This is a genomic window from Georhizobium sp. MAB10, assembly GCF_045012825.1.
In the GTDB taxonomy this organism is placed as follows: domain Bacteria; phylum Pseudomonadota; class Alphaproteobacteria; order Rhizobiales; family Rhizobiaceae; genus Georhizobium; species Georhizobium profundi.
In genome coordinates, this window is record NZ_CP118314.1 from 2,005,603 (window position 1) to 2,032,414 (window position 26,812).

General features: G+C 63.6%; 27 protein-coding genes and 1 tRNA gene. 14 read left to right on the forward strand and 14 right to left on the reverse strand.

The features are described 5' to 3' along the window. The first annotated feature begins 1 nt into the window (after nucleotide 1). Complete coding sequence (modC, locus tag PU133_RS09285) at nucleotides 2-1,114, forward strand: molybdenum ABC transporter ATP-binding protein (RefSeq protein ID WP_404864393.1); 1,113 nt, start codon at nucleotides 2-4, stop codon at nucleotides 1,112-1,114. 15 nt (nucleotides 1,115-1,129) lie between these two features. On the opposite strand, the gene PU133_RS09290 is transcribed toward modC, so the two are convergent. Next, a complete protein-coding gene (locus PU133_RS09290; RefSeq protein WP_404864394.1) occupies nucleotides 1,130-1,894 on the reverse strand; it encodes an SDR family NAD(P)-dependent oxidoreductase in 765 nt (254 codons plus the stop codon). 88 nt (nucleotides 1,895-1,982) lie between these two features. Next, nucleotides 1,983-2,933, reverse strand: coding sequence for a lytic transglycosylase domain-containing protein (locus PU133_RS09295; RefSeq protein ID WP_404864395.1), 951 nt, complete (start codon nucleotides 2,931-2,933; stop codon nucleotides 1,983-1,985). Between the two features lie 165 nt (nucleotides 2,934-3,098). Between PU133_RS09295 and PU133_RS09300 the strand changes: the two genes are divergently transcribed. The 3 genes from PU133_RS09300 (at nucleotide 3,099) to PU133_RS09310 (ending at nucleotide 4,706) form a co-directional block, all read left to right on the forward strand. Continuing rightward, nucleotides 3,099-3,971, forward strand: a complete 873-nt coding sequence (locus PU133_RS09300) for a D-alanyl-D-alanine carboxypeptidase family protein (protein ID WP_404864396.1) — start codon at nucleotides 3,099-3,101, stop codon at nucleotides 3,969-3,971. A 93-nt stretch (nucleotides 3,972-4,064) separates the two neighbouring features. Continuing rightward, a tRNA-Arg gene (locus tag PU133_RS09305) sits at nucleotides 4,065-4,141 on the forward strand. A gap of 130 nt (nucleotides 4,142-4,271) precedes the next feature. Further along, nucleotides 4,272-4,706 carry a pyridoxamine 5'-phosphate oxidase family protein gene (locus tag PU133_RS09310; protein WP_404864397.1) on the forward strand — a complete coding sequence of 145 codons (435 nt, stop codon included), beginning with the start codon at nucleotides 4,272-4,274 and terminating at the stop codon, nucleotides 4,704-4,706. 37 nt (nucleotides 4,707-4,743) lie between these two features. Here PU133_RS09310 and PU133_RS09315 read toward each other — a convergent pair whose 3' ends face one another. From PU133_RS09315 to PU133_RS09355, 9 genes are all read right to left on the reverse strand, one after another. Next, nucleotides 4,744-5,508, reverse strand: a complete 765-nt coding sequence (locus PU133_RS09315; RefSeq protein WP_404864398.1) for a hydroxypyruvate isomerase family protein — start codon at nucleotides 5,506-5,508, stop codon at nucleotides 4,744-4,746. Between the two features lie 11 nt (nucleotides 5,509-5,519). Beyond that, on the reverse strand, nucleotides 5,520-6,173 hold the full coding sequence (locus PU133_RS09320) for an aldolase (RefSeq protein ID WP_404864399.1): 654 nt from the start codon (nucleotides 6,171-6,173) through the stop codon (nucleotides 5,520-5,522). Further along, a complete protein-coding gene (gene otnK / locus PU133_RS09325; protein WP_404864400.1) occupies nucleotides 6,170-7,426 on the reverse strand; it encodes a 3-oxo-tetronate kinase in 1,257 nt (418 codons plus the stop codon). Before otnK ends, PU133_RS09320 begins: the two co-directional genes overlap by 4 nt. Nucleotides 7,427-7,428: 2 nt before the next feature. After that, nucleotides 7,429-8,331 carry an L-threonate dehydrogenase gene (gene ltnD, locus PU133_RS09330; RefSeq protein ID WP_404864401.1) on the reverse strand — a complete coding sequence of 301 codons (903 nt, stop codon included), beginning with the start codon at nucleotides 8,329-8,331 and terminating at the stop codon, nucleotides 7,429-7,431. Continuing rightward, on the reverse strand, nucleotides 8,328-9,314 hold the full coding sequence (gene denD / locus PU133_RS09335) for a D-erythronate dehydrogenase (protein WP_404864402.1): 987 nt from the start codon (nucleotides 9,312-9,314) through the stop codon (nucleotides 8,328-8,330). The genes ltnD and denD overlap by 4 nt, the downstream gene beginning before the upstream one ends. Nucleotides 9,315-9,381: 67 nt before the next feature. Beyond that, entirely contained in the window at nucleotides 9,382-10,131 is a 750-nt protein-coding gene (locus PU133_RS09340; RefSeq protein WP_404864403.1) for a glucose 1-dehydrogenase, read from the reverse strand. A 31-nt stretch (nucleotides 10,132-10,162) separates the two neighbouring features. Beyond that, on the reverse strand, nucleotides 10,163-11,440 hold the full coding sequence (locus PU133_RS09345) for a TRAP transporter large permease (protein WP_404864404.1): 1,278 nt from the start codon (nucleotides 11,438-11,440) through the stop codon (nucleotides 10,163-10,165). Further along, complete coding sequence (locus PU133_RS09350; RefSeq protein WP_404864405.1) at nucleotides 11,437-11,955, reverse strand: TRAP transporter small permease; 519 nt, start codon at nucleotides 11,953-11,955, stop codon at nucleotides 11,437-11,439. Before PU133_RS09350 ends, PU133_RS09345 begins: the two co-directional genes overlap by 4 nt. Before the next feature lie 64 nt (nucleotides 11,956-12,019). Beyond that, nucleotides 12,020-13,003 carry a TRAP transporter substrate-binding protein gene (locus PU133_RS09355; RefSeq protein WP_404864406.1) on the reverse strand — a complete coding sequence of 328 codons (984 nt, stop codon included), beginning with the start codon at nucleotides 13,001-13,003 and terminating at the stop codon, nucleotides 12,020-12,022. A gap of 192 nt (nucleotides 13,004-13,195) precedes the next feature. On the opposite strand from PU133_RS09355, the gene PU133_RS09360 reads away from it, so the two are divergent. Then, nucleotides 13,196-13,954: a FadR/GntR family transcriptional regulator gene (locus tag PU133_RS09360; RefSeq protein ID WP_404861514.1), complete on the forward strand. Its 759-nt coding sequence runs from the start codon at nucleotides 13,196-13,198 to the stop codon at nucleotides 13,952-13,954. Between the two features lie 77 nt (nucleotides 13,955-14,031). Here PU133_RS09360 and PU133_RS09365 read toward each other — a convergent pair whose 3' ends face one another. The 3 genes from PU133_RS09365 to PU133_RS09375 all read right to left on the reverse strand — a co-directional run bounded on the left by PU133_RS09365 (nucleotide 14,032) and on the right by PU133_RS09375 (nucleotide 17,281). Then, nucleotides 14,032-15,489 (reverse strand): aldehyde dehydrogenase family protein, encoded by a 1,458-nt coding sequence (locus PU133_RS09365; RefSeq protein WP_404861515.1) that lies wholly within the window; start codon nucleotides 15,487-15,489, stop codon nucleotides 14,032-14,034. 160 nt (nucleotides 15,490-15,649) lie between these two features. Beyond that, complete coding sequence (gene nanR / locus PU133_RS09370; RefSeq protein ID WP_404861516.1) at nucleotides 15,650-16,387, reverse strand: transcriptional regulator NanR; 738 nt, start codon at nucleotides 16,385-16,387, stop codon at nucleotides 15,650-15,652. Nucleotides 16,388-16,456: 69 nt separating this feature from the next. Further along, the gene (locus tag PU133_RS09375) at nucleotides 16,457-17,281 is read right to left on the reverse strand and encodes a phosphogluconate dehydrogenase C-terminal domain-containing protein (RefSeq protein WP_404861517.1); all 825 of its coding nucleotides are present in this window, start codon (nucleotides 17,279-17,281) and stop codon (nucleotides 16,457-16,459) included. 108 nt (nucleotides 17,282-17,389) lie between these two features. Here PU133_RS09375 and PU133_RS09380 point away from each other — a divergent pair, with 108 nt between their 5' ends. From PU133_RS09380 to mnhG, 9 genes are all read left to right on the forward strand, one after another. Next, the gene (locus PU133_RS09380) at nucleotides 17,390-18,649 is read left to right on the forward strand and encodes a ribulose-bisphosphate carboxylase large subunit family protein (RefSeq protein ID WP_404861518.1); all 1,260 of its coding nucleotides are present in this window, start codon (nucleotides 17,390-17,392) and stop codon (nucleotides 18,647-18,649) included. Next, nucleotides 18,646-19,959 (forward strand): four-carbon acid sugar kinase family protein, encoded by a 1,314-nt coding sequence (locus PU133_RS09385; protein WP_404861519.1) that lies wholly within the window; start codon nucleotides 18,646-18,648, stop codon nucleotides 19,957-19,959. Before PU133_RS09380 ends, PU133_RS09385 begins: the two co-directional genes overlap by 4 nt. 259 nt (nucleotides 19,960-20,218) lie before the next feature. Then, nucleotides 20,219-20,596 carry a hypothetical protein gene (locus PU133_RS09390; RefSeq protein WP_404861520.1) on the forward strand — a complete coding sequence of 126 codons (378 nt, stop codon included), beginning with the start codon at nucleotides 20,219-20,221 and terminating at the stop codon, nucleotides 20,594-20,596. Between the two features lie 173 nt (nucleotides 20,597-20,769). Then, entirely contained in the window at nucleotides 20,770-23,697 is a 2,928-nt protein-coding gene (locus tag PU133_RS09395; protein WP_404861521.1) for a monovalent cation/H+ antiporter subunit A, read from the forward strand. Continuing rightward, a complete protein-coding gene (locus tag PU133_RS09400) occupies nucleotides 23,697-24,041 on the forward strand; it encodes a Na+/H+ antiporter subunit C (protein ID WP_126009887.1) in 345 nt (114 codons plus the stop codon). Before PU133_RS09395 ends, PU133_RS09400 begins: the two co-directional genes overlap by 1 nt. Next, nucleotides 24,038-25,654, forward strand: coding sequence for a monovalent cation/H+ antiporter subunit D (locus tag PU133_RS09405; RefSeq protein ID WP_404861522.1), 1,617 nt, complete (start codon nucleotides 24,038-24,040; stop codon nucleotides 25,652-25,654). Before PU133_RS09400 ends, PU133_RS09405 begins: the two co-directional genes overlap by 4 nt. Next, nucleotides 25,651-26,136 (forward strand): Na+/H+ antiporter subunit E, encoded by a 486-nt coding sequence (locus PU133_RS09410; protein ID WP_404861523.1) that lies wholly within the window; start codon nucleotides 25,651-25,653, stop codon nucleotides 26,134-26,136. Before PU133_RS09405 ends, PU133_RS09410 begins: the two co-directional genes overlap by 4 nt. Next, nucleotides 26,133-26,414 (forward strand): K+/H+ antiporter subunit F, encoded by a 282-nt coding sequence (locus tag PU133_RS09415; protein WP_404861524.1) that lies wholly within the window; start codon nucleotides 26,133-26,135, stop codon nucleotides 26,412-26,414. Before PU133_RS09410 ends, PU133_RS09415 begins: the two co-directional genes overlap by 4 nt. Beyond that, on the forward strand, nucleotides 26,411-26,809 hold the full coding sequence (mnhG, locus tag PU133_RS09420) for a monovalent cation/H(+) antiporter subunit G (protein WP_126009891.1): 399 nt from the start codon (nucleotides 26,411-26,413) through the stop codon (nucleotides 26,807-26,809). Before PU133_RS09415 ends, mnhG begins: the two co-directional genes overlap by 4 nt. Nucleotides 26,810-26,812: the final 3 nt, after the last annotated feature.

A 26,812-nucleotide genomic window follows, 5' to 3' on the forward strand; every position in this document is an offset into this window, starting at 1 on the left:
GATGGCGATGCTCGACATTGCCATCGCGCGCCGCTTCGGCGCCTTCGATCTGAAGGTGGAAGAGGCGATCCCGCTTGCCGGCATCACGGCGCTTTTCGGCCATTCCGGCTGCGGCAAGAGCACGCTTCTGCGCATTCTCTCGGGTCTCGACCGCGAAGCGAGCGGCCATGTGCGCTTCGACCGCGACATCTGGCAGGACAGCGCCACGGGGCAATTTGTGCCGACCGAACGGCGTGGCGTCGGCTATGTGTTTCAGGATGCGCGGCTCTTCGATCATCTCTCGGTGAAGGGCAATCTCGCTTTCGCCGACTATCGTTCGCGCAAGATCGGTGACAGGCCGACTTTCGATGATGTCGTCGATGCGCTCGATCTTGCACCGCTGCTCGACCGGTCGGTGACGGCGCTGTCCGGCGGCGAACGCCAGCGCGTCGCCATCGCCCGAACGCTGCTTTCGCGGCCGCGTCTGCTGCTGCTCGATGAGCCGCTCGCGGCGCTCGATGGCAGGCGAAAAGCCGAGATCCTGCCGCATATCGCCAGCCTGCCGCGCCGGTTCTCGATCCCGATCGTCTACGTCACCCATTCGGTGGAAGAGGTCGGGCAACTGGCCGACCGGATGATCGTGCTCTCAGCCGGTCGCGTCGCCGCCAGGGGGCCAGTCGAGGAGGTTCTTTCGCGCATCGATCTCGGGCCTCTCACGGGCCGCTTCGAGGCAGGTGTCACGTTGACGGCGCAGATTGTCGGCCATGATGCCGAGTGGGCGATGACCAAGCTCGATCATCGCGGCCAGCGGCTCCTCGTTCCGCGCATCGACGGCGCGATCGGCCAGATGGTGAAGGTCCGGCTGCGTGCCCGCGACGTGGCGCTCGCGACGGAGCGGCCGAGCGGGCTTTCGATCCGCAATGTTCTCTCAGGCACCGTGCGCCAAGTGGCGGCAGAGGCCGATACGGCCTATGCGGAAGTGCTGGTGGATGTGGCGGGTGTCGGCGTACGCGCCCGCGTCACGCGCATGGCCGTCGCCGAGCTCGGGCTCGCCGAAGGCAGGCCGGTTTTCGTTCTCGTCAAGTCGATCGCGATCGATCGCCCGGCTCAGACTTATCGCCAGGATGATGTCTGAGCCGAAGAGTGTGCTTTATTTCGGCGCCATGCGAAGCGCGCCGTCGAGGCGGATCGTCTCGCCGTTCAGCATTTCGTTGTCGAGAATGGCAAGCACGAGCTTGGCGTATTCGTCCGGCTTGCCGAGGCGCGAGGGGAAGGGCACCGAGGCACCGAGGCTTTTCTGCGCCGGCTCCGGCAGGCCGAGCAGCATCGGCGTTTCGAAAATGCCCGGCGCGATGCAGCAGACGCGGATGCCGATCTGCGCGAACTCGCGCGCGGCCGGCAGCGTCAGCGCCTTCACGCCACCCTTGGATGCGGCATAGGCCGTTTGGCCAATCTGGCCTTCATAGGCGGCGACGGACGCGGTGTTGATGATGACACCACGCTCGCCGCTTTCCGACACCGGATCGAGATTGGCCGCGCGCTCTGCCACGAGGCGCAGGAAGTTGAACGTGCCGATCAGATTGACTTCGATGGCCTTGCGGAACTCGTCGAGCGGCATGACGCCTGTTTTCGATAGAACCTTCTTGGCAGGCGCGATGCCGGCGCAGTTGACGAGGATGCGTGCCGGGCCGTTAGCCTCTTCTGCACGCTTGAGGGCGTCTTCGGCCTGCTCGGCGCTTGAGACGTCGCAGCCGATGCCGATTCCGCCGATTTCGTCGGCGACCTTTATGGCACCTGCTTCGTTGTGATCGACGAGGGCCACCTTGGCGCCCGCTTTCGCCAGTGCCCGTGCCGTTGCCGCACCGAGCCCGGACGCGCCGCCGGTGACGATTGCCGCTACTCCAGTGATGTCCATGATCCCGTCTCCTCGTCATTTCGTTGGACGGGTTCTATCGGCGTTACCGCGACGCTTGCAAGCTTCCGTTGCGCCAAAGAACGTGGCGTCAGTTGCGCACGACCAGGCAGAAGCCACCGGCGCGCCTGATGTCGGCGCACAGCGCCTGGCTTTCCTCGCGCGTATCGCGCCCGACGCGCACGGCGATGCGGCTGCGGCTGCCGAAGCTGCGGTTGCGCTCGGCCACGAAAATGGGCGTTTCGCTGGCGAGCGCCGGTGTGCGCGACTGGACGCGGGCAAAGATGCGCTCGGCATTCGCGCGCGAGAAATCCGATCCCAGCTGAACGCCCCACGGCTTCCAGTCTCCCGCTGCCATCCGCATCTCGCTCATGCGGCTGTTCTTCGCGAGCTCCAGGCAGGCTTGGGTAAACGGCACATCGGTGGCGAGCGCGAAATCGAGATCGGCCGGTGGATCGTCGCGCCATTGCTCGACGCCGCGCCCGGTGATGATGTGGACATAGGCGCGCGTTTCGCCCGGCATGAAGGTGTCGCCCGCCAGAAACCGCCGCGCGCGCTCCTCGCCTGCATTGTAGCCGATCGCAGCGAGCCCCAGGCTGCCGAAGCGGTCCTTCATCTCGGCGAGATAATGGGCCGACCGGGCCAGGGCCTCCGCCGGATTGAAGGGATCCGAGAGTGCCCTGAGCCGCGCCGTCGATGGGATGAACTGGGCGATGCCCTGCGCGCCGGCGGGGCTCACCGCATTCGGATCGAAGCGGCTTTCCTGCCAGATCAACCGCGCGAAGAAACCGGCCGGCAGCTCATGGCTTGCGGACAGGCCCTCGATCGTCCGGCAGATGTCCTCGGCGAAATGGTCTGAGCGGATGCAGATATCGGCCGGCAGGCGGCCCGGCAGTGCCACCGCGTGGCGCCAGCTGCAGCGTGCCTCTTCGGCCACAGCATGCTGAGCGGACAATTCGGCCGCCCTGGCGCCCGGTGCCGGCGCGATCGCGACGAGAAGCGCCAGCATGAGGGCGCGCAGACAGAAAGGCATGAGGCTCATCGGGATCCGCCAGCTCGTTCGCCCAAGAATTCCTCGCTCCAGCTTTTCATGCAAGTATGAATAACGCCGCCTTAATCTTGTCGGCCTAACACTGCGACTTCACGTCGATCTGCCAGGCACCGCCGGTATATTCGACAGTTCTGATTTAATGCACGGGGCGTTCGCTTGCAGACCATCCTTCATTTCGCGCCGGTTCCGCTGCGCCGATTCCTCGCGCTCGTCTTCGCGGCAGTGCTTCTGGCGGGCTGTACCAGCACGACGCTAAAGGTGTCCACGCCGGTAGCCCCGCCGCCACTTTCGGAAAAATATGCCGCCATCGTCGTCGATGCGCATTCCGGCCAGGTGCTCTATCAATATGGCGCCGATACGCCGCGCCATCCCGCTTCGCTGACGAAGATGATGACGCTTTACCTGTTGTTCGAAGGTCTGCGCGATCGCCGCTTCACCGAGACTACACCGATCCCGGTTTCGGCCTATGCGGCCGCGCGCCCGCCGACAAAGATCGGCTTCAGGGCAGGAGAGACCCTCTCGGTTGAGGAAGCCATCCTCTCGCTCGTCGTCAAGTCGGCAAATGACGTCGCCACCGCCGTTGCGGAATATCTGGGCGGTTCGGAGGAGGGCTTCGCGGGCGTGATGAACGCCAAGGCCCGCCAGCTCGGCATGGCCAGCACGATCTTTCGCAATCCCCACGGGTTGCCGGACAGCGCGCAGATCACCACGGCACGCGACATGGCCGTGCTGTCGCTCGCCATGCGCCGCGACTTCCCGCAATATTACCGCTATTTCGGCAACAAGGACTTCATCTATCGGGGCACGACGATCCGCGGCCACAACGAGCTCGTCGGTTCCATGCCCGGGGTCGACGGCTTGAAGACCGGTTACATCCGCGCATCCGGCTTCAATCTCGCGACGTCCGCCCAGGCCAACGGCCGCAGCGTGGTTGCCGTCGTGCTCGGCGGCAACACCGCCAAAGAGCGCAACGACCATATGCGCCAGCTGCTCGAGATCTACATGCCGCTTGCCTCGCGCGGGCGGTGAGGTTTCGCGAAACCCACGCGCTCGCCAATTCCCCATTGAAGCGGAGCGCGCCATCGTCTATCACCAATCCCGCGCGGATCACGCTTCGCGCCGGCACCCGTAGCTCAGCTGGATAGAGCGCTGCCCTCCGAAGGCAGAGGTCACAAGTTCGAATCTTGTCGGGTGCACCAATCGTTCCCAAAACCGTGATGCTGTCGCTACTTCAGTGGTTCGCGCTGGTTTGCGACATCGGCGCAACGTATTTGGCGTTCGCAAGTTCTCCACGGCAGACCTTCGCCCCTGTCGCTTCTGGAGACGACGATGACCGATCGAACGCTTGAGCAGATTTCAAAGACGATGCGCGACATCGATTTCACGATGTTGTTCACGCGCACGGAGAATGGTGCGCTGGCCGGGCGGCCGATGAGCAACAACCGGGATGTGGAATTCCAAGGCGACAGCTATTTCTTCACCTACGATTCCACACGAACCGTGTCGGATATCGAAAGTGACCCCAAAGTCTCCATGTCGCTTCAAGGGTCGGCAGGGTGGCTTGGCAAGCCTCCGATTTTCATCGCTATCGAGGGGACAGCCGAACTCATCCGCGACAAGAGCGCCTTCGAGGAGCATTGGACGAAAGATCTGGAGCGTTGGTTCGAGAACGGCGTCGATACGCCGGGCTTGATCCTGATCAAGGTGCATGCCGATCGCATTCATTATTGGGATGGTGAGGACGAAGGCGACATCGTCGTCTGAGGCGCGCAGCGCGCGATCCGAACGCGCTAGCGGCGCCTCAAAACGCCTTCAGCCACCCCAGAGCGTCCTCCGTCCGCCCGCGGGGCTTGTATTCCGCGCCAAAGGGGCTGTCGTAGCCGGCGGCGGCAAGCGCGTTCAAGAGCCATGGAAAGGCGATCTCGCCGTGGTCGGGCTCGGTGCGGTCGGGCACAGCGGCAAACTGGATGTGGCCGATCTTCGGCAGATGCTGCGTCAGCCGCGTCAGGAGATCGCCGCCCATGATCTGCATGTGATAACAGTCGGCCATGATGCGCAGATTGGGTAGGCCGACGCGGTCGATGATGTCGGCCGCATGCGCAATATCCGTCAGGAAATAACCGGGTACGTCGCGCGTGTTGAGCGGTTCGATGAGGATGCCCATGCCATGGGCGTCGGCCGCCTGGCACGCATAGGCGAGGTTCTCTGCAAAAGTCCGCTCGGCGTCCTCGCCCTCGGCTCGACCGGCCATCACATGCACATTCGTCGCGCCAATCGCCTGAGCATAAGGGATCGCCCGATCGATGGCGGCGCGCGCATCCGCTTCGCGCCCGGGCAGGGCGGCAAGGCCGAACTCGCCATTGTCGACATCCCCGCGCACTGTATTCAGCCCAAGCACGGGCAGGTCGGTTTCGTGCAGCGCAGAGAGCAGGTCTGCCGCAGGCGTCGCATAGGGCCAGTGCAGTTCCACGGCCTTGAAGCCCGCGCGGTGCGCTGCCCGCACGGCATCGGGCAGATCGTATTCGGTGAAGAGAAAGCCGAGATTGGCGGAAAAGGCGAGGGGCATGGCGTCAGCGCTCAGTCCCACTCGACGTCGAACGTATCGACGATGTCGCGGATCTCGCTGTCATTCAGCAGCCGCGGGTTCATGCCGCGCGTCAGAAGCGCAAGGCGCGCCGTTTCTTCCAGCTCTTCCATGGCGTAGACGGCGGCTTCGAGGTCCTTTGCGGCGACGACCGGGCCATGATTGGCGAGAAGCACCGCGCTGCGCCTGCCAGCAAGGCCGCGGATCGCCTCGCCCATGGCGGCATCGCCCGGGCGGAAGTAGGGGAGGAGCTTCACCTTGCCGAGCCGCATGATCGAATAGGGCGTGAGCGGCGGCAGCACGTTCTCCGGGTCGGTCTCCGGCAGCATGGAAAGCGCGACCGAGTGGCTTGAATGGAGATGCACGACCGCGCCGGTCTTCGCGCCGCGCGTTTCATAGAAGGCACTGTGCAGCGCCATTTCCTTCGTGGGTTGATCGCCGGAAACGAGCGTTCCGGACGCGTCGAAGTGAGAAAGCCGCGCCGGATCGAGCCGCCCCATGGAACTGCCGGTCGGTGTCACCAGCAAGCCACCGTCGGCGAGCCGCATGGAAATGTTGCCCGATGCGCCGCCGGTCAAGCCGCGTTCGAAAAGCGATCGCGCGAGTGTGCAGACGAGTTCGCGCGCCTTCACCTCATCGCTGCTCATGTTTGTGCCCCCAACGCCATTACCGCTTTGTCAAAGAAGTCTTCCGCGCCGAAATTGCCCGATTTCAGCGCCACCGCAAGCGGCTTTCCGGTGACGCGCATGGCCGGAACGCCGGGATCGATTTCGGGGCCGATCTGCAGAGCTTCGATGTCGAGCCCGCGCACCACCGCGCCCGAGGTCTCGCCGCCAGCTGAAACGATGCGGGCGAAACCCCTTGCAGCGAGTGCGCCGGCCAGATCGGAAAAAAGCGTCTCGATCGCGTGGGCCAGCGCCTGGGTGCCATGGCGTGCCTGTGCGGCTTTCACGGTCGCGGGATCGGCGGACGAATAGACCAGCGGCACGGCATCGCGATGCTTTTCGGCGAAGTGCACCAATGTGTCGACATCGACGTTGCTATCCATGACGGCGTCGGCGGTCACTTCGAAAGACGGGTGGGTCTGCCTGTAATGTTCGACCTGCCGTCGCGTGGCGGATGAGCAGGAGCCAGAGAGAATAACGGCCGGACCGTCGACGCCCTCCCATGCCTCGCGTGCATCCGCCAGAAGACCGCGTTTGCGGAAGTTGCCGGGCAGTCCGGTCGCGATACCGGAGCCTCCGGTCAGAAGCGGGATATCGTGCGCCGCCGCACCGATGGCTGTGAGGTCGTCGTCGGTCAGCGCGTCGACGACGATCAGGCGATGGCCGGCTTGGTCTTCACGGGTAAGGGCCGCGGCGATCGTTTCCGCGCCTCCCGCAACTTGCCCATAGGCCACATGGCCGACGCTGCCCTTGACCTGCAGGCCGAGCCAACGGCGGATATCGGGATCGGTCATCGGTGTCAGTGGATGGTTTTCCATGCCGGATTCGCTCAGCAGCCGGTCCTGCACGAAGAGGTGTCCCTGATAGAGCGTGCGTCCGGCACCGGGGAAGGCCGGGCAGACGATGACCTTGCGGGCGCCCAATCGATCGGCCAGCGCCTCGGCGACCGGACCGATATTGCCTTCAGGCGTCGAATCGAATGTCGAGCAGTATTTGAACAGAAACTGGGTGCAGCCCTGCCGCTGAAGCCATTCCAGTGCTTGCAGGGATTGTTCGATGGCCTCCTCGACCGGGATGCTGCGCGTTTTCAGCGCGACGACGCCGGCTTCGACGTCCGCTCCGGCATCGGCCTGCGGCAGTCCGCAATATTGCGTCGTGCGCATGCCGTTCTTGACGAGCGTGTTGGCGAGGTCGGAAGAGCCGGTGAAATCATCGCCGATGCAGCCGAGCAGCATGGTCAGTCCTTCGTCGTCTTATCGGGCAGGGCGATCCCACCTTCTTGTGCATAGAGCTTGGCAACGGCCACATCGCCGATCCGGCCAAGACCCTGTTCCTTGGCTTGTGCAAACCGGCCAAAGGCGGCATCCGCGAGCATCACCGACAGCCCTGCCGCCTCCGCCATGTCGCGCACGATGCCGAGATCCTTGACGAAGATGTCGACGGCGGAATGCGGCCGATAATCGCCGTCGGCGATGTAGGGCGCGCGGTTCTGGAACATCCAGGACGAGCCCGCCGAACGGGAGATCACCTCGATCATGCGGTGCGGATCGATCCCCTGGCCGATGCCGAATGCCATGGCTTCAGCTGTCGAGACCACGTGGATGCCGGCGAGCAGCTGGTTGACGATCTTCATTGCCGAACCGGGTCCAGCTTTGTCGCCAAGCTCAAAAACGGTCTCCGCCATGGCATCGAGCGCTGGGCGGGCGCGGTCGAATGCATCCGCGCTGCCGGCGGCCATGATGGAAAGCTTGCCTTCCGCTGCCCGGGCCGATCCACCGGAGATCGGCGCATCGAGATAACGAATGCCGCGTTCTGCCAGCCGCGCCTCGAAGTCGACCGCGTGCTCTGGTGCGAAAGTCGCGCAGGACATGACGACGGCGCGTTGCTTCAAACTGTTAGCGATGCCGTTATCGCCGAACAGGATCGCCTCGGTCTGCGCCGCATTGACGACGACCAGAACGGCGATGTCGGCCTCACTTGCCGCATCGCTAAGAGCCGCCGTCCTGCCACCTTCGGCGGCAAAGCGCGCCATCGCATCGGCGTCGATGTCGTGGCCGCAGACCTCATGGCCGGCGCGCAGGAGCGATTGCCCCATGCCGAAGCCCATGGCGCCGAGGCCCACCAGAAAAACGCGGCTCATGCGGACAGCTCGATCTGTTCATCGGTGATGTGCGCGTCGAGGATCGCGTCAAACGACGTGTCCGGCGTAAATCCAAGCCCAAGCGCCCGCGTGGCATCGAAGGCTTTCGGCCAGGTGGAGATGATGGCATCGATCGCCGCGTCCGGCACGTGGCGAATGCGCGCGACAGCGGCATCACCTGCCAAGCGGCGCAGCGCCTCGATCTCCTCCGCAACCGTTGCCGTTACGCCAGGCATGGTGAGGTTGCGCCTCGTGCCGATCCTGTCGGCTTCGATGTCGCCAGCATGGACGAGGAAGCCGATAGCGGCACGCGGGCTCGCAAACCAGTGCCGCACATCCGGCGAAACGGGCAGCACGGCCTCTTCGCCCACCAGCGGCTCGCGCAGGATGTTGGAGAAGAAGCCCGAAGCGGCGGCATTGGGCTTGCCGGGCCGAATGCAGATGGTCGGCAGGCGGATACCGATGCCATCCATGAAACCGCGGCGCGTGTAATCTGCCAAAAGCAATTCGCCGATCGCCTTTTGCGTGCCGTAGCTCGACATCGGCGTCAGCACCTGGTCGTCGCCGATCACGTCGGGCAGGGGCGCGCCGAAGACGGCGAGCGAGGAGGAGAAGACGACGCGCGGGCAGTAGCCGGAGCGCAGATGCTCCTGCCGGATCGCCTCGAACAGATGGCGGGTGCCATCGAGATTGATGCGGTAGCCCTTGTCGAAATCGCGCTCCGCCTCACCCGAAACAATGGCCGCCAGATGGTAAATGATCGCCGGGCGGCTCGCGATGAGCGAGTCTGCCGCACCGGGTGCCGTCAGGTCGCCGGTTCTAGCGGTGACCTCTATCGCAGCCTCGATGGCCGGCGCCTCGACCACATCAAAAAGCGTGATGTTATCGAGTGGCGTGCCGCCAATCGCGCCCTTGGCTGCAAGCGCTTTTGCCAGCCTGAGGCCCAGCATGCCGGCTCCGCCGATGATGAGGCATTCGCCCATGTCGATCGCACTCCAGAAAAAGCAAAGGAAGGCTGCCCGATAGAACAGCCTTCCCGTTCAAACATTATCAGATGCAGCGGCCGCCATCGACTTCCAGGCAGACGCCTGTGATGAATTCGGCTTCGTCGGAGGCGAGGAAGCCACAGGCTTTCGCGATATCGAGCGGGCGCGAGAGGCGGCCGAGCGGAATGCCGGCAATAACCTTGGCGCGGGTCTCGGGCGTGTCGTCACCCGGCAGAAACTGGTCGGTGAGCCCCGTTTCACCCATCACCGGATTGACGCCGCAGACACGGATCTTCCGGTCGGCGAGTTCGACGGCCATCGACTTGGTGATTGCGATCGCAGCACCCTTCGAGCCGTTGTACCAGACGAGGCCCGGACGCGGGCGCACACCGGCGGTCGATGCGATGTTGATAATGACGCCGCCGCCGTTCTGTTCGAGCACGGGCACGCCGTGGATGGCGGCGTGGTAGAGCGACTTCACGTTGACCGCATAGACCTTGTCGAAGGTCGCTTCGTCAACGTTCAGCATGGACTGGTTCTTGTGCGTCGTGCCCGCATTGTTGACGATGATGTCGAGCTTGCCGAAGCGCTCCACGGCCGCGTCGATCATCGCTTTGGTGTCGTCGCTCTTCGTCACGTCGGCGGTGAAGGCGGAGGCGTTCTCGCCGATGGCGGCAGCGACTGTCTCGGCAGCGTCGGCGCGAATATCGACCACGAGCACCTTGGCGCCCTCCTGGGCGAAATAATGCGCGATGCCTTCGCCATAACCGCCGCCGGCTCCGGTGATAAGTGCGACTTTGTCTTTCAATTTCATGATGGTCTCCTCGAGAATGTCGTCGCGATGGTCAGCGATAGAAAAGTTCTACAAGCCCCAGCGAGATGAAGGGAACGTAGGTGACGAGCAGCACGCAACCCATGACGACCAGCACCATGGGCACCAAGGGCGGGATGATCGTCTGCAGGGATATGCGGGCGACGGCGCAGGCGGCGAAAAGATTGACCCCCACCGGTGGCGTGATCATGCCGAGCGCCAGGTTAACGACGATGATCAGCCCGAAATGGACCGGATCGACACCGTAGGCGATTGCGATCGGGGCAAGCAGCGGTGCGAGCACGAGGATCGCAGCCGATGTTTCGATGAACATGCCGACCATGAACAGGAACACGTTGACCGCGAGCAGGAAGCTCCACTTGTTGGTGAACATCTCCTGCACCCATTCCGCCACGATCGAAGGCAGGCCGCTTCTCGTGATGAGGAAGGAGAAGAGGCCTGCACCGGCAATGATGATCATGATGACGGTGGATGAGATCGCCGACGAGCGCAGCGCTTCGTGGATCTTACGGAGGGTCAGCACGCGATAGACGAACATGCCGACGACCAGGGCATAGACCACGGCCACGGCCGACGCTTCGGTTGGCGTGAACACGCCGCCATAGATGCCGCCAAGCACGATGAAGGGCATGAGAATCGCCCAGAAGGAGCGGCGCAATGCCCGGAAGAAGGGCTGGCTGTCGAGCCCATCATCCTTGCCGTAGCCTTTGATGCGGCAGAGGATCAGCAGATAGATGAAGAGCGCTGCGGCAACGAGCAGCCCCGGTCCGATGCCGGCGAGGAAGAGCTGGCCGATCGATGTCTCGGTGGCGACACCATAGAGGATGAGCGGGATCGACGGCGGAATGAGCACGCCAAGTTCGGCCGACGAAGCCTGGACGGCAGCTGCCGTGCCGACGGGATAGCCGTGCCTCACCATGGCCGGGATCAGGATGACGCCGATCGCGAAGGTCGTCGCGACGGACGAGCCTGAGACCGAGGCGAAGATCATGCAGGTGATGACGCAGGTGCAGGCAAGCCCGCCCTGGATGCCGCCCACCATCGACTTTGCGAGATCGACGAGGCGTTCGGAGATGCCGCCTGCGGCCATGAGATTGCCGGAAAGGATGAAGAGCGGCACGGCAAGCAGCGGAAAGGAATCGAGGCTGGTGAAAACGCGCTGCGCCACCAGGAGCAGCGGAACCGTGGAAAAGAAATGGATGCCGAACGCGCTCGCAAGCACCAGCGAAACGCCGATCGGAACCGCCAGCGCAAAGAGCGTGATCAGCGAAAAGGCGAGGGCGGCGTTCATATCGCGCTCTCCACGTCCTTGAGCTCGCCCTTGGTTGTGGTGTCGGCTTCATTCCAGACTTCGATGAACCGGGCGATGACGCCGAGCGTTGCCAGTGCCGAGCCCACGGGAAGCGCTGCGTAGACCCAGGCGATCGTCACCTGCAGGCCGGCCAGGTTCTGGCTGCGCACCCGCATCGTCATGCCCCAGCCGTACCAGATGAGGATGGTCAGGAAGATCAGCGAGGCGATGAGGATCACGACGTAGAGCACGCGCCGGAATGCATTCGGGCTCACATCGACGAGAAAATCGACCGCGATCATGGTGCCCTGGCGGAACGCGGCGGCGAAGCCCAGGAAAACCATCCAGATCATCGCCGAACGGGCGGCCACTTCCGACCAAGCGGAGGGGTGGCCGAACACAAAGCGAGTGACGACCTGATAGAAGGCCAGTGCCACGACGATCGCGAGCGCGAGGATCGCAAGCTCCAGCGCGACGCGCGTCAGCCGCCGCTCGATTGCGAGAAACCACTGCATGGGACAAGCTCCGTGAGGAACGGCCGCGTGAGCGGCCGTTCGCACATCGTTTCGATGCCGAGGACTATTCCTGCGCTGCCTGAATGCGCTTCAGCATCTCGTCGCCATACTGGCCGACGAAGGTGTCGTAGGCGGGCGAGACCGCTTCGCGGAATGCTGCTTGGTCAACCTCTTCGATCACTTCCATGCCGCGTTCACGCAGCATCGCGACGCCGGTCTGCTCGTCTTCCTCGACCTTGGCTCGGGTCGCGGCGACCGCCGTGTCGGCAGCTTCCTCGAACCATGCCTTTTCTTCATCCGACAGCGAGTCCCACAGGCTCGGCGACGCGATGATGATGGCCGGCGAATAGACGTGGCCGGTGAGCGTGAGGTGGTCCTGGACTTCCCACATATTGGCGGAGGTGATGATCGGGATCGGATTTTCCTGCCCGTCGATCACGCGCTGCTGCAGGGCTGCGAAGACTTCCGGAAACGCCATGGGTGTCGGCGATGCGCCGGCAGCCGAGAAAGCTTCCATGTGCACGCTGTTTTCCATGGTGCGGATCTTCAGACCGTTGAGGTCTTCTGGCGCATCGATCGCGCGGCTGGAATTGGTGATGTGGCGGAAGCCGTTTTCGCTCCAGGCGAGCGCGACGAGCCCTTGCGCATTCACGGCCTCAAGAAGTTCGTCACCGATCTCGCCATCGAGGATCGAACGCGCCGCGGCGTAATCCTTGAAGAGGAAGGGCAGGTCGAGCACCAGCGTTTCAGGCGCGAAGTTGCCCAGCGGGCCGGTCGAGGAATAGACGAGCTCGACCGAGCCGATCTGCAGGCCCTCGATCATGTCGCGCTCACCGCCGAGCGCGCCCGCGGCCTGTTCGCGGATTTCGAACTTTCCGTCCGACAATTCGGCCAGTTTCTCGCCGAAGGCCTGGACGCCGACGCTGTAGTGCGAGCCTTGCGCGGTGGTGTGCGCGAAATTCAAGGTTGTCTGCGCAAGGGCGCTCCCGGCCACCCCGGCAGACATAGCGAATACGGCAGCAGCCGTAATGGTGCGAAAACGAAACATGGTTCTCCTCCCTCAGTTTCGGTCATCACTGGCTTCGACATTGACCTTGAACCCATTTCCAGTCAACCTGTTTTACAACTTTCTAACCGCTGCTCGATTGCGTGTTCCGGATGCCAGTAGACTTGTGCCGGATCGCGAACTTGACCGGCGGCACCGATCGGGAAATTCCTGTTTCAGGAGCAAGACTTTTCCATGCCGACCAAGACCGCCGATATCGTCGTTGCCGATCTTCCCAACAACAAGGGTGAGCGGCTGTCCGAACGGGTCTATGAGAACCTGTTCCATGCGATCGTGACGGGCATGATCTCAGCCGGTGCCAAGCTCCCTTCGGAAAACGAGCTGGCCAAGCAGTTCGAGGTGTCACGCCCCGTGCTGCGCGAGGCACTGGACAAGCTGCGGGACGATGGCTTGATTTCGTCGGTGAGGGGCTCGGGCAATTATGTCTTGAATGCGCTCGGCGCTCGGGTCGACGGCGTGCCGAGCGACGAGGCGGACCGCGACGCGCTGCAGCGCATCGGCGATCTTCTGGCCGGCATCGAACTGCGCATGATCGTCGAGCCGCAGGCGGCCTATCTTGCCGCCAAGCGGCGGGGACCTTCCGACATCGAAAGCATGCGGGCAGCGCTCGATCGGTTCGACCAGGCGATGAGGCAGGATGCCATCCTGCATCATCACGACTATGCGTTTCACGAGGCGATCGCGACGGCGACCTGCAATGCGCGCATCGTCCAGACGCTGAAGTCGCTCGAATATGACGTGACGCGATCGGTCAATCTCATGCGCTTCCTGGTGCAGTTCCAGCCTTTCATCCGCAACGAAGCGGTGAGGGACGAGCATGAGGAGATTTTCCGGCACATCGAGGGCGGCGCGGCCACCAAAGCCAAGCGCGCCATGCGCAACCACATCGAGCATGCGCGAATCCGCATGATGAGCAACCGGCCGGGCTTCTAAGTTCGCTCAGGATCAATAAAAAAGGGCGCCGCAGCCGTAGCCGCGACGCCGTCCCGGGAGGGATTTCATCGAAAACGTCAGCCGTGCTTGAGGACGACCGTCTTGATGGTGGTGAAGCTGATCATGCCTTCGAAGGCCTTCTCACGGCCATAGCCGGACCGCTTCATGCCGCCGAAAGGCAGTTCGATGCCCCCGCCGGCGCCGTAATTGTTGACGAAGACCTGGCCCGCCTCGATGGCGTTGGCGCAGCGCATCTGCCGCCCACCATCCCGCGTCCAGACCGACGCCGTCAGGCCGTAGGGTGTCGCATTGGCGATGCGGATGGCGTCTTTTTCATCGTCGAAGGGGAATGCTGCCAGAACCGGGCCGAACACCTCGTCCTGACCGATCCGGCTTTCGGGCGCTGCACCATCGAGCAGCATCGGCGGGTAGAAGAATCCTCCCTCAGGCGCATTCTCAGCCATGCCGGCGGAGGCGACGACCTTGGCCCCGTCGGCCAGCGCGGCGTCGACAAGTGACGTGACCCGCTCCAGTTGCTTGGCGCTGATGATGGGGCCGCAGTCGAGATCATCGACGCCTGCGCCCACCTTCAGCGCCGAGAAGCGCTCCGAAAGCCTCGCCAGGACCTCGTCATAGATCGAGCGTTCGATCAGCACGCGGCTGCCGGCAGCGCAGGTCTGGCCCGCATTCTGGATGATCGCGTTGACGATGACCGGCAGCGCTTCGTCCAGATCAGCATCGGCGAAGATTACCTGAGGCGACTTGCCGCCAAGTTCGAGCGTCACCTGCACATGGTTTTCCGCAGCCGCCTTGGCGACAGCTGTTCCCGTCTGTGGCGAGCCGGTGAAGGAGATGTGGTTTATGCCTGAATGGCCGGCAAGCGCCGCGCCGGCCTCGGTGCCAAGCCCGCAAACGACATTCAGGGCGCCCGCCGGCAGGCCGGCTTCCAGAGCCAGTTCGGATATGCGGAGCGGCGTGAGGCAGGCGTCTTCGGCCGGTTTGACCACGCAGGCATTGCCCGCTGCAAGTGCGCCGCCGACCGAGCGGCCGTAAATCTGCGAAGGGTAGTTCCAGGGGATGATGTGCGCCGTCACACCGTGCGGCACGCGCAAGGCCAGAACCGTCATGCCCTTGCTGTAGGGGATCGTCTCGCCATGGTGCTTGTCGGCGGCCGAGCCGTAATACTCGAAATAGCGGGCAGTCGCGGTGATGTCGGCGCGCGCCTGCTTCATCGGCTTGCCGGTATCGCGCGATTCAAGCGCTGCCAGCTCCTCGAAATTCTCGAGGATCAGCGCCGAGATCTTCATCAGGATGCGGCCGCGTTCCAGCGCCGATTTCGCGCCCCATTCCCCTTCGAAAGCGCTGCGCGCAGCATCGACGGCACGATCGACATCCTCGGCGCCGCCCCTCGGAATACGGGCAAAAACCTTGCCGGTCGACGGGTCGAGTACGTCGATGCCGCCCGCAGTCGCGCGGTCGATGGTTTCACCGTTGATGAGATGGCCATAGGCCGTGACGGATGTCTGATCCAGCATCGGGCTGGCCTCCTCGTTTCGTGGTCCTCCCGGCCGAGCGCCTTAAAGCGCTTCATCGATGCATCGGATCCACGCGTTCCGTGCCATCTGCCGACGCAGCAAAACTATCGGCGCCAGCACCGATCAGTCAATTGGCTTTACAAATTTCTCGCTACCGACTTCAGTGGTGGCGGTAGAGCGCCGCCGATCGATCGAGGTGGCCGCGCATGGCGTCAGCCGCGCCATCCGCCTCTCCGGCAGCGAGACGATCGACGATCGCGGCATGTTCCCGCAAGGTGGTTTCTTCCTGGCCCGACCAGATCAGCAGGTCGGTGTGATAGGTGAACAGCCAGTTCAGCATCGCATCTCCGACGGCGGCAAAGATCGGGTTGCCGGCCATGCGGGTGATCTTGGCATGGAAGGCGATGTCGGCGCGAATGAACGCCTTCGGGTCATCGATCTTGCTGCGCTGCTTCTCGATGAGATCGGTCAGTTCGGCGATGTCTTCGGCCGTCGCATTCTGCGCCGCGATGCGCACCATGCCGAGTTCGAAAAGGCGCCGTGCCTCCTTGAGGTGCTCGAGATTGTCGGGGGAGGCCGAAAGCAGCAGCCTCGCCACCGCGTCCATCTGCCGGAACGCGATGTCGGCCGACAAGGCGCTGACCCTCGACCGCTCGCCATGGGAGATCGTGATGAGGCCCATGGTCTGCATGGACTGCAGCGCCTCGCGCACGGCAGGACGACCCACGCCGAAACGCTCCATCAGTTCGCGTTCCGACGGCATCGGATCACCGGCTCCGAGTTCGCCGCGCACGATCATTTCACGCAGGCGCTCGAACACCTGGTCGGAGAGCTTGCGGCGCACGATCCGGTCGTCAATCGCTTCCAGGTCGTTCAGCTTTTCCATCGTGATCAGCATGTCCCGAATGTTGCTTCAGCCGATACTTGCAGCGGATCGCTGCGTTCGTCCATCCACGGCCGGCCGGCGTCAGGTGATCCGGCGAATGCTCTCGGTGATTTCGTGGGTCTCGAACACGCCGAGCCAGTCGTCGCGCATGAGTCGCGGCTTGCCGTTCACGATGGCCTTGTTGCAGGCATCGGAGAAGACACCATCGACTTCCTCCATGACGACAGCCGCGAGAATGTTCAGGTGCCCGAGCAGGAAATCGCGTGCTGCGACCCGGTCGACGCCGCGGCGCACCACCTCGTCCATCGCATCCTTCATCACGACAAGAAGCGTCGCGCAGACGGTTTCCGACAGGCCGGGCTCCAGCAGCGCCATCTGCTCGACGGTCACGCGATGGGACCGCAAGATCGGCTGGAAGATCGTCTTGGCGATCTCTTCGCCGATGGCAAAATGCTCTTCCGGGCCCTGCATCAGCGCGCTGACGATCGCCTGACGCGCTGCAATGCCGCCGAAATAATCGCGCTTGGCCGCAAGATCGGTCTCGTCGTTGAAGATCGGCGGATGGCAGGGATGGGTGACGAAATAGGTAACGTCCGCGCGCTCGGGGAAGTGCCCGGCAAACGGGGCCGCGGCATCGAGTGCGATGACGATCGTGCCGGGCGCGACCTTGGGCACGATATCGGCGCCGGCCTTCCGGATTGCCGTGTCGGGCACAGCCAGGATTACCGCCTGTGCACCCTTCAACGCTTCGTCGACGGCGACGCACTCCGCGCCAACCTCGTCACGCAACCGCTTCTGGCCGATCTCGCTGACTTCGACATGGGCGACGTCGTAGCGCGAGCCCTTCAGATTGCGCGACAGACGCACGCCCATTTTTCCACCGGCGCCGATCAGAGCGATTTTCATGCTGCTTGCCTCCCTCATTCGTGCCGGACGATTGCAAGGGAAAGATCATGTTGTCAACTGGTATGATGAGATGATATTTCCGCTCGTCGTTAGGGGAGTGCTTCAGCAATGGCGCGATTGTTCGCAGAGTACGAGGTCGAGAGCCCGGTCGGGCTCGAAAGGGCCGCGCGCGTCATAGCAGGCGAACAGTCCTGCGGCACCTTTATGCGGCTACCGGGCGAGACCGATGATCTCAGAAGCCGCGCCGGTGCCAATGTCGAGGACGTCATTGTCGACGAGGTGCGGGACAAGCCATCGCTGCCGGTGCGGAAACCGGGCACAGCCTATGAGCGCGGGCGCATCGTTCTGTCCTGGCCTCTCGCCAATATGGGCCCGTCGCTTACCAACACGCTCGCGACGGTCGCCGGCAATCTGTTCGAGCTCGCCGAAGTCTCCGCCATCCGGCTGACCGACGTCACGTTTCCCGACGCGTTCGCCGATGCGTGTCCGGGGCCGGCGTTCGGCGTCGAGGGCACGCAGCGGCTCGCCGACGTGTCCGACCGGCCGATGATCGGTACCATCATCAAGCCGAGCGTCGGTCTTTCTCCGGACGAGACGGCGGCCCTCGTGCAACAGCTCTGCGATGGCGGCATCGACTTCATCAAGGACGACGAACTGCAGGCGAACGGGCCCCACTGCCCGCTTGCCGAGCGGGTGAGGGCCGTGATGGACGTGATCAACGCTCATGCGGAAAAGACCGGCAAGAAGGTTATGTACGCGTTCAACATCACCGACGAAGTCGATGAGATGAAACGCAATGCCGATCTGGTGCTGGCGCAAGGCGGCACCTGCCTGATGGTCAGCCTTCATTCCATTGGCCTTGCGGGTCTCGGCGCGATCCGGCGGCATGCGCAACTGCCGCTGCACTGCCACCGCAATGGCTGGGGGCTGTTCCAGCGCTCGCCGGATATCGGTTTGTCCTACCGCGCCTGGCAGAAGTTCTGGCGCCTTGCGGGGGCGGACCACCTGCACGTCAATGGGCTCGGCAACAAGTTCAGCGAGAGCGACGACAGCGTCATCGATTCCGCCCGCGCCGTAGCTGAGCCGATGTTTTGCGGCAAGCGGGCAAGTTTTGCGGCGATGCCGGTGTTTTCGTCGGGCCAGACGGCGGTTCAGATCGAGCCGACCTACAGGGCGATCGGCACCACCGGCTTCATCTACTGCGCCGGCGGCGGCATCATGGGGCATCCGGGCGGCGTCGCCGGCGGTGTCGCGAGCCTGCGTCAGGCGGCAGAGGCAGCGGTCAAGGGCATTTCCGCCGCCGACTATGCGCGGGATCACAGGGAACTCGCCGATGCTCTGAAGGTCTTCGGAGACCGCTTCGGATGAGCGGCGCGCCGCTGATCAGCTTCTACGGCGATGACTTCACCGGCTCCACCGACGCCATGGAGGCGCTGTCTTCGAACGGCATCGAAACGGTGCTCTTCACCCGCGTGCCGAACGCCGAAGAGTTTGCCCCTTTCGCCCATTGCCGGGCCGTTGGCCTCGCCGGAACCAGTCGCAGCCAGAGCCCCGGCTGGATGGATCGGGAGCTGCGGGATGCGCTTTTCTGGTTGAAATCGCTGAACGCTTCGCCCTGCCACTATAAGGTCTGTTCGACCTTCGACAGCGCGCCGCACCAGGGCCCGATCGGCCGCGCGCTGGAAATCGGCCTCGAAATCTTCGGCCAGGACATGGCGGCGATCGTCGTCGGCGTGCCGCAGCTGCGCCGCTACACCTTCTTCGGACACCTTTTCGCAGGCTATCGCGACGCGGTTTATCGCATCGATCGCCACCCGGTGATGAGCCGCCATCCCGCGACACCGATGCGGGAGGCCGATCTCGTGCTTCATCTCGCGGGACAGACCGAGTTGCCGCTCGCGCGGACTGGCGGCACCGAAGCCACGCCGGCAAGCCTTGCTGCACTTCGCGACGAGGGCATTCGGGGCGTGCTGCTCGACGTGCACGATCTTGCGACACAGCGGGCGGCCGGCGAGCTCATCCTTGCCGGGGAGGGCGGGCTTGGCCCCTTCATCATTGGATCGTCCGGCGTCGATTACGCCTTGATCGCCGCTTGGCGGGCCCGCGGCGTGCTTTCGCCGGAACTGCCTTCATTCGAGCCGCTTCAGCGCGAGGCGCGCATTGCCGTCGTTTCCGGCAGCTGCTCGCCGACCACCGAACGGCAGATCCGGACGGCTGCGCACGCCGGCTTCCTGCCCATCGAGGTCGATTACCGCGCCATCGCCTCCGGCATGAACGCGGATGCCGTCATCGATGCTGCGCTGTCTCGGGCGCTGTCCGCCCTGGAGGCTGGACAGAGCCCGATCCTGCACACGGCACTTGGCCCCGACACCACCGTATCGATCGACGCTGCCGAGAACGACGCGGTCGGACGCGCTCTCGGTCACATGCTCGATCAGATCATCGCCCGAACAGGCCTCGCCCGGGTGGCGGTGGCGGGTGGCGACACATCGAGTCACGCCCTCTCGCAACTCGGCATCTTCGCCCTGACGCTTCGCCACCCCATCACCCAATCCCCCGGCTCCCCCGTCTGCCTCGCCCATCGCTACACGGGCGGCACGATCGAAATGACGCTGAAGGGCGGCCAGATCGGCAACGACGACTATCTAGTGAGAATCCGGGACGGCATGGTCTCCTAAAAGAGCGTGGGTTCATCCCCGACTATACGGTGCACCGCTGCCTCATTAATCCAAATACTGCGATCTATGCGCTAGAGAATTCTGGTTGCAATCTAAAAGGGTTGCACCTTGAATTCGCAACCGCGCACTTTCTTCGCAGCTGCCATAATTTGACGATGTCCTTGTGAAAGACGCATATTGGGTTTCAGGAAGCGCGAGATTCGAGAGACGGCGAGTGGTCAGGATTGGGGCGGATTGGGAAGAGCGACGGGGGCGCCGCTTGCGTGCGACCGATTTTGCCGCCTATGCGCTGCTGCTTCTCGCCTTGCTCGGCTATGCCTGCCTTCCGTCGAAGCCGTCGAACGGCATCGAAATCGCCGAGCGGCTCGCCCCGGTTTCCCTGTCGGCCGCTCTCTCTGCCGATCTGACCCAGAAATACCGCATCCCCAAGCAAGAGCAGGAATATCGCGCCCGTAGCGTCAGCTTCGACGCAATCGCAGCCGAGACGGCCGATGTGCCGTCCTCTGCCCTGGCGCGGGTAGTGACGCTGGTGCTGCCGGAGATCGAGACAGCGATCGTGCGGATCGGGCCGACTCCTGCCGGCAACGAGCAGGCACGCGTGACGCCGGCGGCGAGGGGCCCCCCTTCGATCGTCTGAGCCTTGCCAAGCGTCCAACAACGCTGCCGGCTTGGCCTCTCTCTTCGAATGGCACATGAAACGTGCATGCAGGAGCCAAGGACCCTCGCTTTCGAGCGGTGGTTGCAACCGTTAGGCTTCCTGTACGATGCGTTTAACCGCCCCACTTCAAGCGTCAGTTCCGGTAAGTCTCCATGTGGTCTAGTGAATGGCTCATCCTGCTCGTCGGTCTTCCGTTTCTCGGAAGCCTGCTGACGGCTTTGTTGCCGAGCCAATCGCGCAGTGCGGCCAACTGGCTGGCCGGTGCCATGGCACTTGCCTGTTTCGGCATTGCGATCAGTGCCTATTCGTCAGTGACCGACGGCATGGTCGTGCGCCATCAGGTGGAGTGGGTACCGCATCTCGGTCTCTCGCTCACGCTGCGGCTCGATGGCTTCGCCTGGATGTTTTCCATGCTGATCACGGGCATCGGCGCCCTCGTGATCCTTTATGCGCGCTACTACATGTCGCCCAAGGATCCGGTCGTTCGCTTCTACGCCCTTCTGCTGGCATTCATGGGGGCGATGCAGGGGCTCGTGGTTTCCGGCAACATCATCCTGCTCGCGGTGTTCTGGGAGCTGACGAGCATCTTCTCGTTCCTCCTGATCGGTTACTGGCACCATAACCAGGCGGCGCGCGACGGTGCGCGCATGGCGCTGACGATCACCGGAGCGGGCGGTCTGTGCCTGCTGGCCGGCATGGTGCTGCTCGGCCAGATCGTCGGCAGCTACGATCTCGACGTGGTGCTTCAGTCCGGCGACCTGATCCGCGCGAGCGATCTATATCTGCCGACCTTGCTCCTCATCCTCGCCGGCGCGCTGACGAAAAGCGCGCAGTTTCCGTTCCATTTCTGGCTGCCGAATGCGATGGCCGCGCCGACGCCGGTTTCGGCCTATCTCCATTCGGCAACGATGGTAAAGGCGGGCGTCTTCCTTCTCACGCGGTTCTGGCCGGTGCTTTCCGGTACCGATGCGTGGTTCTTCATCGTCGGCTTCGCCGGCCTCAGCACGCTTTTGATCGGCGCCTACTTCGCCATTTTCCAGCACGACCTCAAGGGGCTGCTCGCCTATTCCACGATCAGCCATCTCGGGCTGGTGACAACGCTTCTGAGCCTCGGCAGCCCGCTCGCAGCCGTTGCAGCCATCTTCCACATGGTCAATCACGCGACCTTCAAGGCGTCGCTCTTCATGGCAGCCGGCATCATCGACCACGAGGCCGGCACTCGCGACATGCGGCGATTGAGCGGGCTCTTCAGTTTCCTGCCGATCACGGCGACGCTCGCAATGGTCGCAAGCGCGGCCATGGCCGGGGTGCCCCTTCTCAACGGTTTCCTGTCGAAGGAGATGTTCTTCGCCGAAACGCTCGAGCAGCACCGTGCATCGGTGCTCGACACGTTGACGCCGTATGTGGCGACCATCGCCGCAGCATTCGCCGTCACCTATTCGGTCAGGTTGATCCACACGGTTTTCTTCGGCCCGCGCGCGAGCGACCTGCCCAAGGTTCCGCACGAGCCGCCGCGCTGGATGCGCTTGCCGATCGAGCTTCTCGTCCTGGCCTGCCTCGTCGTCGGCACCATTCCGGGCATAAGCATCGGCTCCTATCTCGACACGGCGGTTGTCTCGGTGCTGGGCGACGCAACGCCCGTCTACAGCCTGTCGATCTGGCACGGCTTCAACCTGCCCTTAGCGATGAGCATAGTCGCTCTCTTGGGCGGCATCGTTCTCTATATGGCGCTGAAATCCTATCTCGACCGCTGCGAGGAGGGGCCGCCGATTTTCCGTCGCCTCAAGGGGCAGCGCATCTTCGAGCGCATTCTCGTCGCCGTCAGCTGGCGCTGGGCGCGTGTGGCGGAGCGCTTTTTGGGCACGCGGCGGCTTCAACCGCAGCTGCGGCTGATCGTGGTGGCGGCAATTCTTGCCGGTGTGTGGGCCATGTGGGGTGCGCGGCATCTCGCGCCGCAACTGACCATCTCCGGCGTCGACCCGGTTCTCGCCATGATGTGGCTGGTCGGCGGAGGCTGCGCTATCGCTGCCGCCTATCAGGCAAAATTCCACCGGCTCGCCGCGCTCATCTTTCTGGGCGTTGCGGGCCTCGTCACCTGCATCACATTCGTCTGGCTCTCGGCCCCCGATCTTGGTGTGACGCAGCTTCTGGTGGAGATCGTCACCACCGTGCTCATCCTTCTCGGGCTTCGCTGGCTGCCGAAGCGCGACGATCAGATAGAGCGGCATGGCTTCTGGGTTCGGCTGCGGCGCGGGCGCGACTTCTTCATCGCCGTCATCGCCGGTGCGGGCATGGCTCTGCTCGCCTATTACATGATGATGACGCCGCTGCCGCCGTCGGTCGGAGACTACTACCTGCAGCACGCCTATAGCGAAGGAGGCGGCACCAACGTCGTCAACGTCATCCTCGTCGATTTCCGCGGCTTCGATACGCTCGGCGAGATCGTCGTGCTGGCCGTCGTCGCGCTGACCGTGTTTGCACTGCTGCGCCGTTTCCGGCCGGCGGAGGACAATTCCGAACTGCCGTACCAGCAGCGCGAACAGAACGAATATGACAGCATCCAGCGCGATCGCGAGGTGGGCGAGACGCTGAAAGACTACCTGCTCGTGCCGTCGGTCATCATGCGCTGGATGTTCGCCGCGATCACGCTTCTGGCGGCCTACCTGTTCCTGCGCGGTCACGATCTGCCGGGCGGCGGCTTTGCGGCAGGCGTCGCGATGGCGATCGGCTTCCTTCTGCAGTATCTCGCCGGTGGTACGCGCTGGGTGGAGGAGCGCCTGCGCATTCGTCCCGTCCAGTGGATCGGCTTCGGGTTGCTGGCGGCGACGGCGACGGGGCTCGGCTCGCTCACGGTCGGCTACCCGTTCCTCACATCCTATTTCCAGTACACGGAGATCCCCTTCATCGGCGGCGTGCCGACGGCCTCGGCCCTGTTCTTCGATCTTGGCGTCTTCAGCTTGGTGGTCGGCTCGACGGTTTTAATGCTGGTCGCCATCGCCCACCAGTCGCTGCGTGCACCGAAAGCGCGGCCAGATCGGGCGGTGGCCGAGCGGACTGCGGTCGAGCAGGGAGAAAGCTGATGGAATTCGTCATTGCATTCGCCATCGGCGTGCTCGGTGCTTCGGGCGTCTGGCTCATCCTGCGGCCGCGGACCTATCAGGTCGTGATGGGACTCGCGCTTCTGTCCTATGGCGTCAACCTCTTCATCTTCGGCATGGGCCGACTGCGGGTCAACGCGCCGCCCGTGCTGCCGGGGGGTGACGCCATCGATCCGGCGGCCTTCACCGATCCGCTTCCGCAGGCGCTCGTTCTCACCGCGATCGTCATCAGCTTTGCCACGACCGCGCTGTTTCTGGTCGTGTTGATCGCTTCGCGCGGGCTGACCGGAACGGACCATGTGGATGGCCGGGAGGGTGAGCGATGACCGGACAATTCCCCCAGCTGATCGTCGCGCCGATCATCCTGCCCTTGATCGTGGGCGCCTTGCTGCTGTTCTTCGACGACCGCGAACGGCGGCTGAAGACGTCGCTTGCGATCCTGTCGGTCCTGGCCCAGCTTGCGATCGGGCTTACCCTTCTGTTCAGGGTCCACTGGTCGGATGACGCGACAGCGCTGGTCTATCTGCTCGGCAACTGGCCGGCGCCGATCGCGATCAACCTGATCGCCGATCGCCTGTCGAGCATCATGCTGGTGCTCGGCTCGCTGCTTGCGATCCCGGCGCTCGTCTTCGCGACGGCCCGCTGGGACAAGGCCGGGCCGCATTTCCATTCGATGTTCCAGTTCATGCTGGTCGGCATCAACGGTGCCTTCCTGACGGGTGACCTGTTCAACCTGTTCGTGTTCTTCGAGGTCATGCTGGCCGCGTCCTACGGGCTGGTGCTGCACGGGTCGGGACCGGCGCGCGTGAAGGCCGGGCTGCATTACATCGCCATCAATCTCGCTGCGTCTCTCGTTTTCCTGATCGGCATCGCGATGGTGTTCGGGGCGACCGGCAGCCTGAACATGGCCGAAATCTCCATGCGTGCTGCGGAGCTTGAGGGTTTTGCGACGCCTGGTCTGCATGTCGGGCTCTCGATGCTTGGCCTCGCTTTCCTGGTGAAAGCGGCGATGTGGCCACTCGGGAACTGGCTGGTTCCGGCATATTCCGCATCTGCGGGACCGGTCGCAGCCATCATGGCGATCCTCAGCAAGGTCGGGATCTATGCCCTGATCCGTCTGTCGCTTCTGGTGCCGGCGGAAGGCGAGGTCTTCGGATCGCTCGTCATCTTCATCGGCGGTGCCGCCACGCTCGTCTTCGCATCAATCGGTCTTCTGGCCACGCAATCGATCCGCACGGCGACGGCCTATCTCGTCATGGTTTCTTCCGGCACCATCCTTGCGACGCTTGGTCTCTCAGAACCCGCGAGCACGACTGGCGCGCTCTATTACCTCGTGACCTCCACGCTTGCGACAGGTGCGCTCTTCCTGCTTGCCGAGTTGCTGGAGCGGGACCAGGATCCATGGTCGGCGATGTTGTCCGTCACGATGGAAGCCTTTGGCGAGAACAGCCAGTTCGTCGATCCGGAAGAGGAGGTGGGTCGACCGATGCCGCAGGCGGCCGCGGTGCTCGGCGCCGGCTTTGGTATCCTCGCCATGGTCCTGATCGGCCTGCCGCCGCTTGCAGGATTCCTTGCCAAATTCGCGATCCTGCATTCTGTCATCGGGCCGGGTGCAGAGGCGATGTCGGAGGCGGTGACGATGCGTCTTGGGCTAGCGGCCTTGCTCATCTTCTCGGGGCTGACGGCGCTGATCGCGCTGTCTCGCGCAGGCATTCGGACCTTCTGGGCGCCGGTCGAGCCGTTCATGCCACGGGTCTCCATCGTTGAGGTGGCGCCGGTGCTGTTCCTCCTCGTCGTGATCGTGCTTCTGTCGGTCTATGCCGGACCGGCGGTGGACCTGATGGCGGCGACGGCTAATGATCTCCACATCCCGAACGGCTATCTCGATGCGGTGCTCGGCGCCGAACGCGTGCCGCCATATGCTGGAGGCGCAGAATGAGCAGGATCTTCCCTTATCCGGTCATGACGCTTGGACTGTTCGTCATGTGGATCGCGCTGGCCGGCGCGACGCCCGGTCATACGGTGCTGGCACTTATCGTGAGCACGGGCAGCGCGCTTACCTTGAAGGCGCTCGGTGAGAAGAGCACCCGGGTCAAGCGTGTCGACGCCATCGTCACGCTTGCAAGCGTGGTCTTCGTGGACATCCTGCGGTCCAACTATGATGTCGCCCGGCTCATCCTGTTCGGCAAAAGGCTCGACCGCAAATCCGGCTTCATGACGGTGCCGATCCGCCTCAAGAACCCGTCCTCGCTTGCGGTGTTGTCCATCGTGCTCACAAGCACGCCGGGAACCGCTTGGCTCGACTACAATGCCGCGCAAGGCACGCTGATCATCCACGTCTTCGACCTCAAGGATGAATCACATTGGCTGGATCTCATCTCCAACCGGTATGAGCGGCTCCTCCTGGAGATATTCGAATGAGCGTTGTCATTCTCACGGTCGCGGTCTGGTTTTCGCAGATCGTCCTCGCCTTGGCGATGATGCTGGTGGCCCACCGGCTCTTCATCGGTCCGCGCGCGCAGGACCGCATTCTCGCACTCGACATGCTCTATGTCTGCGCCATGCTGCAATTGCTGGTCTTCGGCGTGCGCACCGGCAACGCGATCTTCTTCGAAGCGGCGCTCATCATCGGCATGCTGGGCTTCGTCGCAACCGTGTCGCTCGCCAAGTTCCTGATGCGCGGGGAGGTCATCGAATGACGGTCGATCTCGTCGAATATCCGCTCTGGGCTGCGATCCTGGTTTCAAGCTTCCTGGTCATCGGATCGCTCCTGACGCTGATCGGCGCCATCGGCATGGTGCGGCTCAAGAGTTTCTATGATCGCATCCATGCCCCGACGCTTGCGACCAGCTGGGGCACGGGAGGTATGGCGGTCGGCTCGATGATCTTCTTTCTGGTGGGCGGGGGCCGCCCCCTGGTCCACGAATTGCTGCTCGCCGCCTTCGTCACGATCACCACGCCTGTCACGCTGATGATGCTCGGCCGCGCCGCTATCTATCGCGACCGTTCGAGCGCGCGTCCGGGAATTCCACCCGTGGGCCGACGCGTCGATCTGAACTTGAGCGATAAGCCTTCGGAAGGGGAGGTGAGCTAACGC

What these genes read in the sequence shown, in the direction of transcription:
- modC (WP_404864393.1), top strand. Translation starts at nt 2, where the DNA reads ATGGCGATGCTCGACATTGCCATCGCGCGCCGCTTCGGCGCCTTCGAT.
- PU133_RS09290 (WP_404864394.1), bottom strand. Translation starts at nt 1,894, where the DNA reads ATGGACATCACTGGAGTAGCGGCAATCGTCACCGGCGGCGCGTCCGGG.
- PU133_RS09295 (WP_404864395.1), bottom strand. Translation starts at nt 2,933, where the DNA reads ATGAGCCTCATGCCTTTCTGTCTGCGCGCCCTCATGCTGGCGCTTCTC.
- PU133_RS09310 (WP_404864397.1), top strand. Translation starts at nt 4,272, where the DNA reads ATGACCGATCGAACGCTTGAGCAGATTTCAAAGACGATGCGCGACATC.
- PU133_RS09315 (WP_404864398.1), bottom strand. Translation starts at nt 5,508, where the DNA reads ATGCCCCTCGCCTTTTCCGCCAATCTCGGCTTTCTCTTCACCGAATAC.
- PU133_RS09320 (WP_404864399.1), bottom strand. Translation starts at nt 6,173, where the DNA reads ATGAGCAGCGATGAGGTGAAGGCGCGCGAACTCGTCTGCACACTCGCG.
- otnK (WP_404864400.1), bottom strand. Translation starts at nt 7,426, where the DNA reads ATGCTGCTCGGCTGCATCGGCGATGATTTCACCGGCTCTTCCGACCTC.
- ltnD (WP_404864401.1), bottom strand. Translation starts at nt 8,331, where the DNA reads ATGAGCCGCGTTTTTCTGGTGGGCCTCGGCGCCATGGGCTTCGGCATG.
- denD (WP_404864402.1), bottom strand. Translation starts at nt 9,314, where the DNA reads ATGGGCGAATGCCTCATCATCGGCGGAGCCGGCATGCTGGGCCTCAGG.
- PU133_RS09340 (WP_404864403.1), bottom strand. Translation starts at nt 10,131, where the DNA reads ATGAAATTGAAAGACAAAGTCGCACTTATCACCGGAGCCGGCGGCGGT.
- PU133_RS09345 (WP_404864404.1), bottom strand. Translation starts at nt 11,440, where the DNA reads ATGAACGCCGCCCTCGCCTTTTCGCTGATCACGCTCTTTGCGCTGGCG.
- PU133_RS09350 (WP_404864405.1), bottom strand. Translation starts at nt 11,955, where the DNA reads ATGCAGTGGTTTCTCGCAATCGAGCGGCGGCTGACGCGCGTCGCGCTG.
- PU133_RS09355 (WP_404864406.1), bottom strand. Translation starts at nt 13,003, where the DNA reads ATGTTTCGTTTTCGCACCATTACGGCTGCTGCCGTATTCGCTATGTCT.
- PU133_RS09360 (WP_404861514.1), top strand. Translation starts at nt 13,196, where the DNA reads ATGCCGACCAAGACCGCCGATATCGTCGTTGCCGATCTTCCCAACAAC.
- PU133_RS09365 (WP_404861515.1), bottom strand. Translation starts at nt 15,489, where the DNA reads ATGCTGGATCAGACATCCGTCACGGCCTATGGCCATCTCATCAACGGT.
- nanR (WP_404861516.1), bottom strand. Translation starts at nt 16,387, where the DNA reads ATGCTGATCACGATGGAAAAGCTGAACGACCTGGAAGCGATTGACGAC.
- PU133_RS09375 (WP_404861517.1), bottom strand. Translation starts at nt 17,281, where the DNA reads ATGAAAATCGCTCTGATCGGCGCCGGTGGAAAAATGGGCGTGCGTCTG.
- PU133_RS09380 (WP_404861518.1), top strand. Translation starts at nt 17,390, where the DNA reads ATGGCGCGATTGTTCGCAGAGTACGAGGTCGAGAGCCCGGTCGGGCTC.
- PU133_RS09385 (WP_404861519.1), top strand. Translation starts at nt 18,646, where the DNA reads ATGAGCGGCGCGCCGCTGATCAGCTTCTACGGCGATGACTTCACCGGC.
- PU133_RS09395 (WP_404861521.1), top strand. Translation starts at nt 20,770, where the DNA reads ATGTGGTCTAGTGAATGGCTCATCCTGCTCGTCGGTCTTCCGTTTCTC.
- PU133_RS09400 (WP_126009887.1), top strand. Translation starts at nt 23,697, where the DNA reads ATGGAATTCGTCATTGCATTCGCCATCGGCGTGCTCGGTGCTTCGGGC.
- PU133_RS09405 (WP_404861522.1), top strand. Translation starts at nt 24,038, where the DNA reads ATGACCGGACAATTCCCCCAGCTGATCGTCGCGCCGATCATCCTGCCC.
- PU133_RS09410 (WP_404861523.1), top strand. Translation starts at nt 25,651, where the DNA reads ATGAGCAGGATCTTCCCTTATCCGGTCATGACGCTTGGACTGTTCGTC.
- PU133_RS09415 (WP_404861524.1), top strand. Translation starts at nt 26,133, where the DNA reads ATGAGCGTTGTCATTCTCACGGTCGCGGTCTGGTTTTCGCAGATCGTC.
- mnhG (WP_126009891.1), top strand. Translation starts at nt 26,411, where the DNA reads ATGACGGTCGATCTCGTCGAATATCCGCTCTGGGCTGCGATCCTGGTT.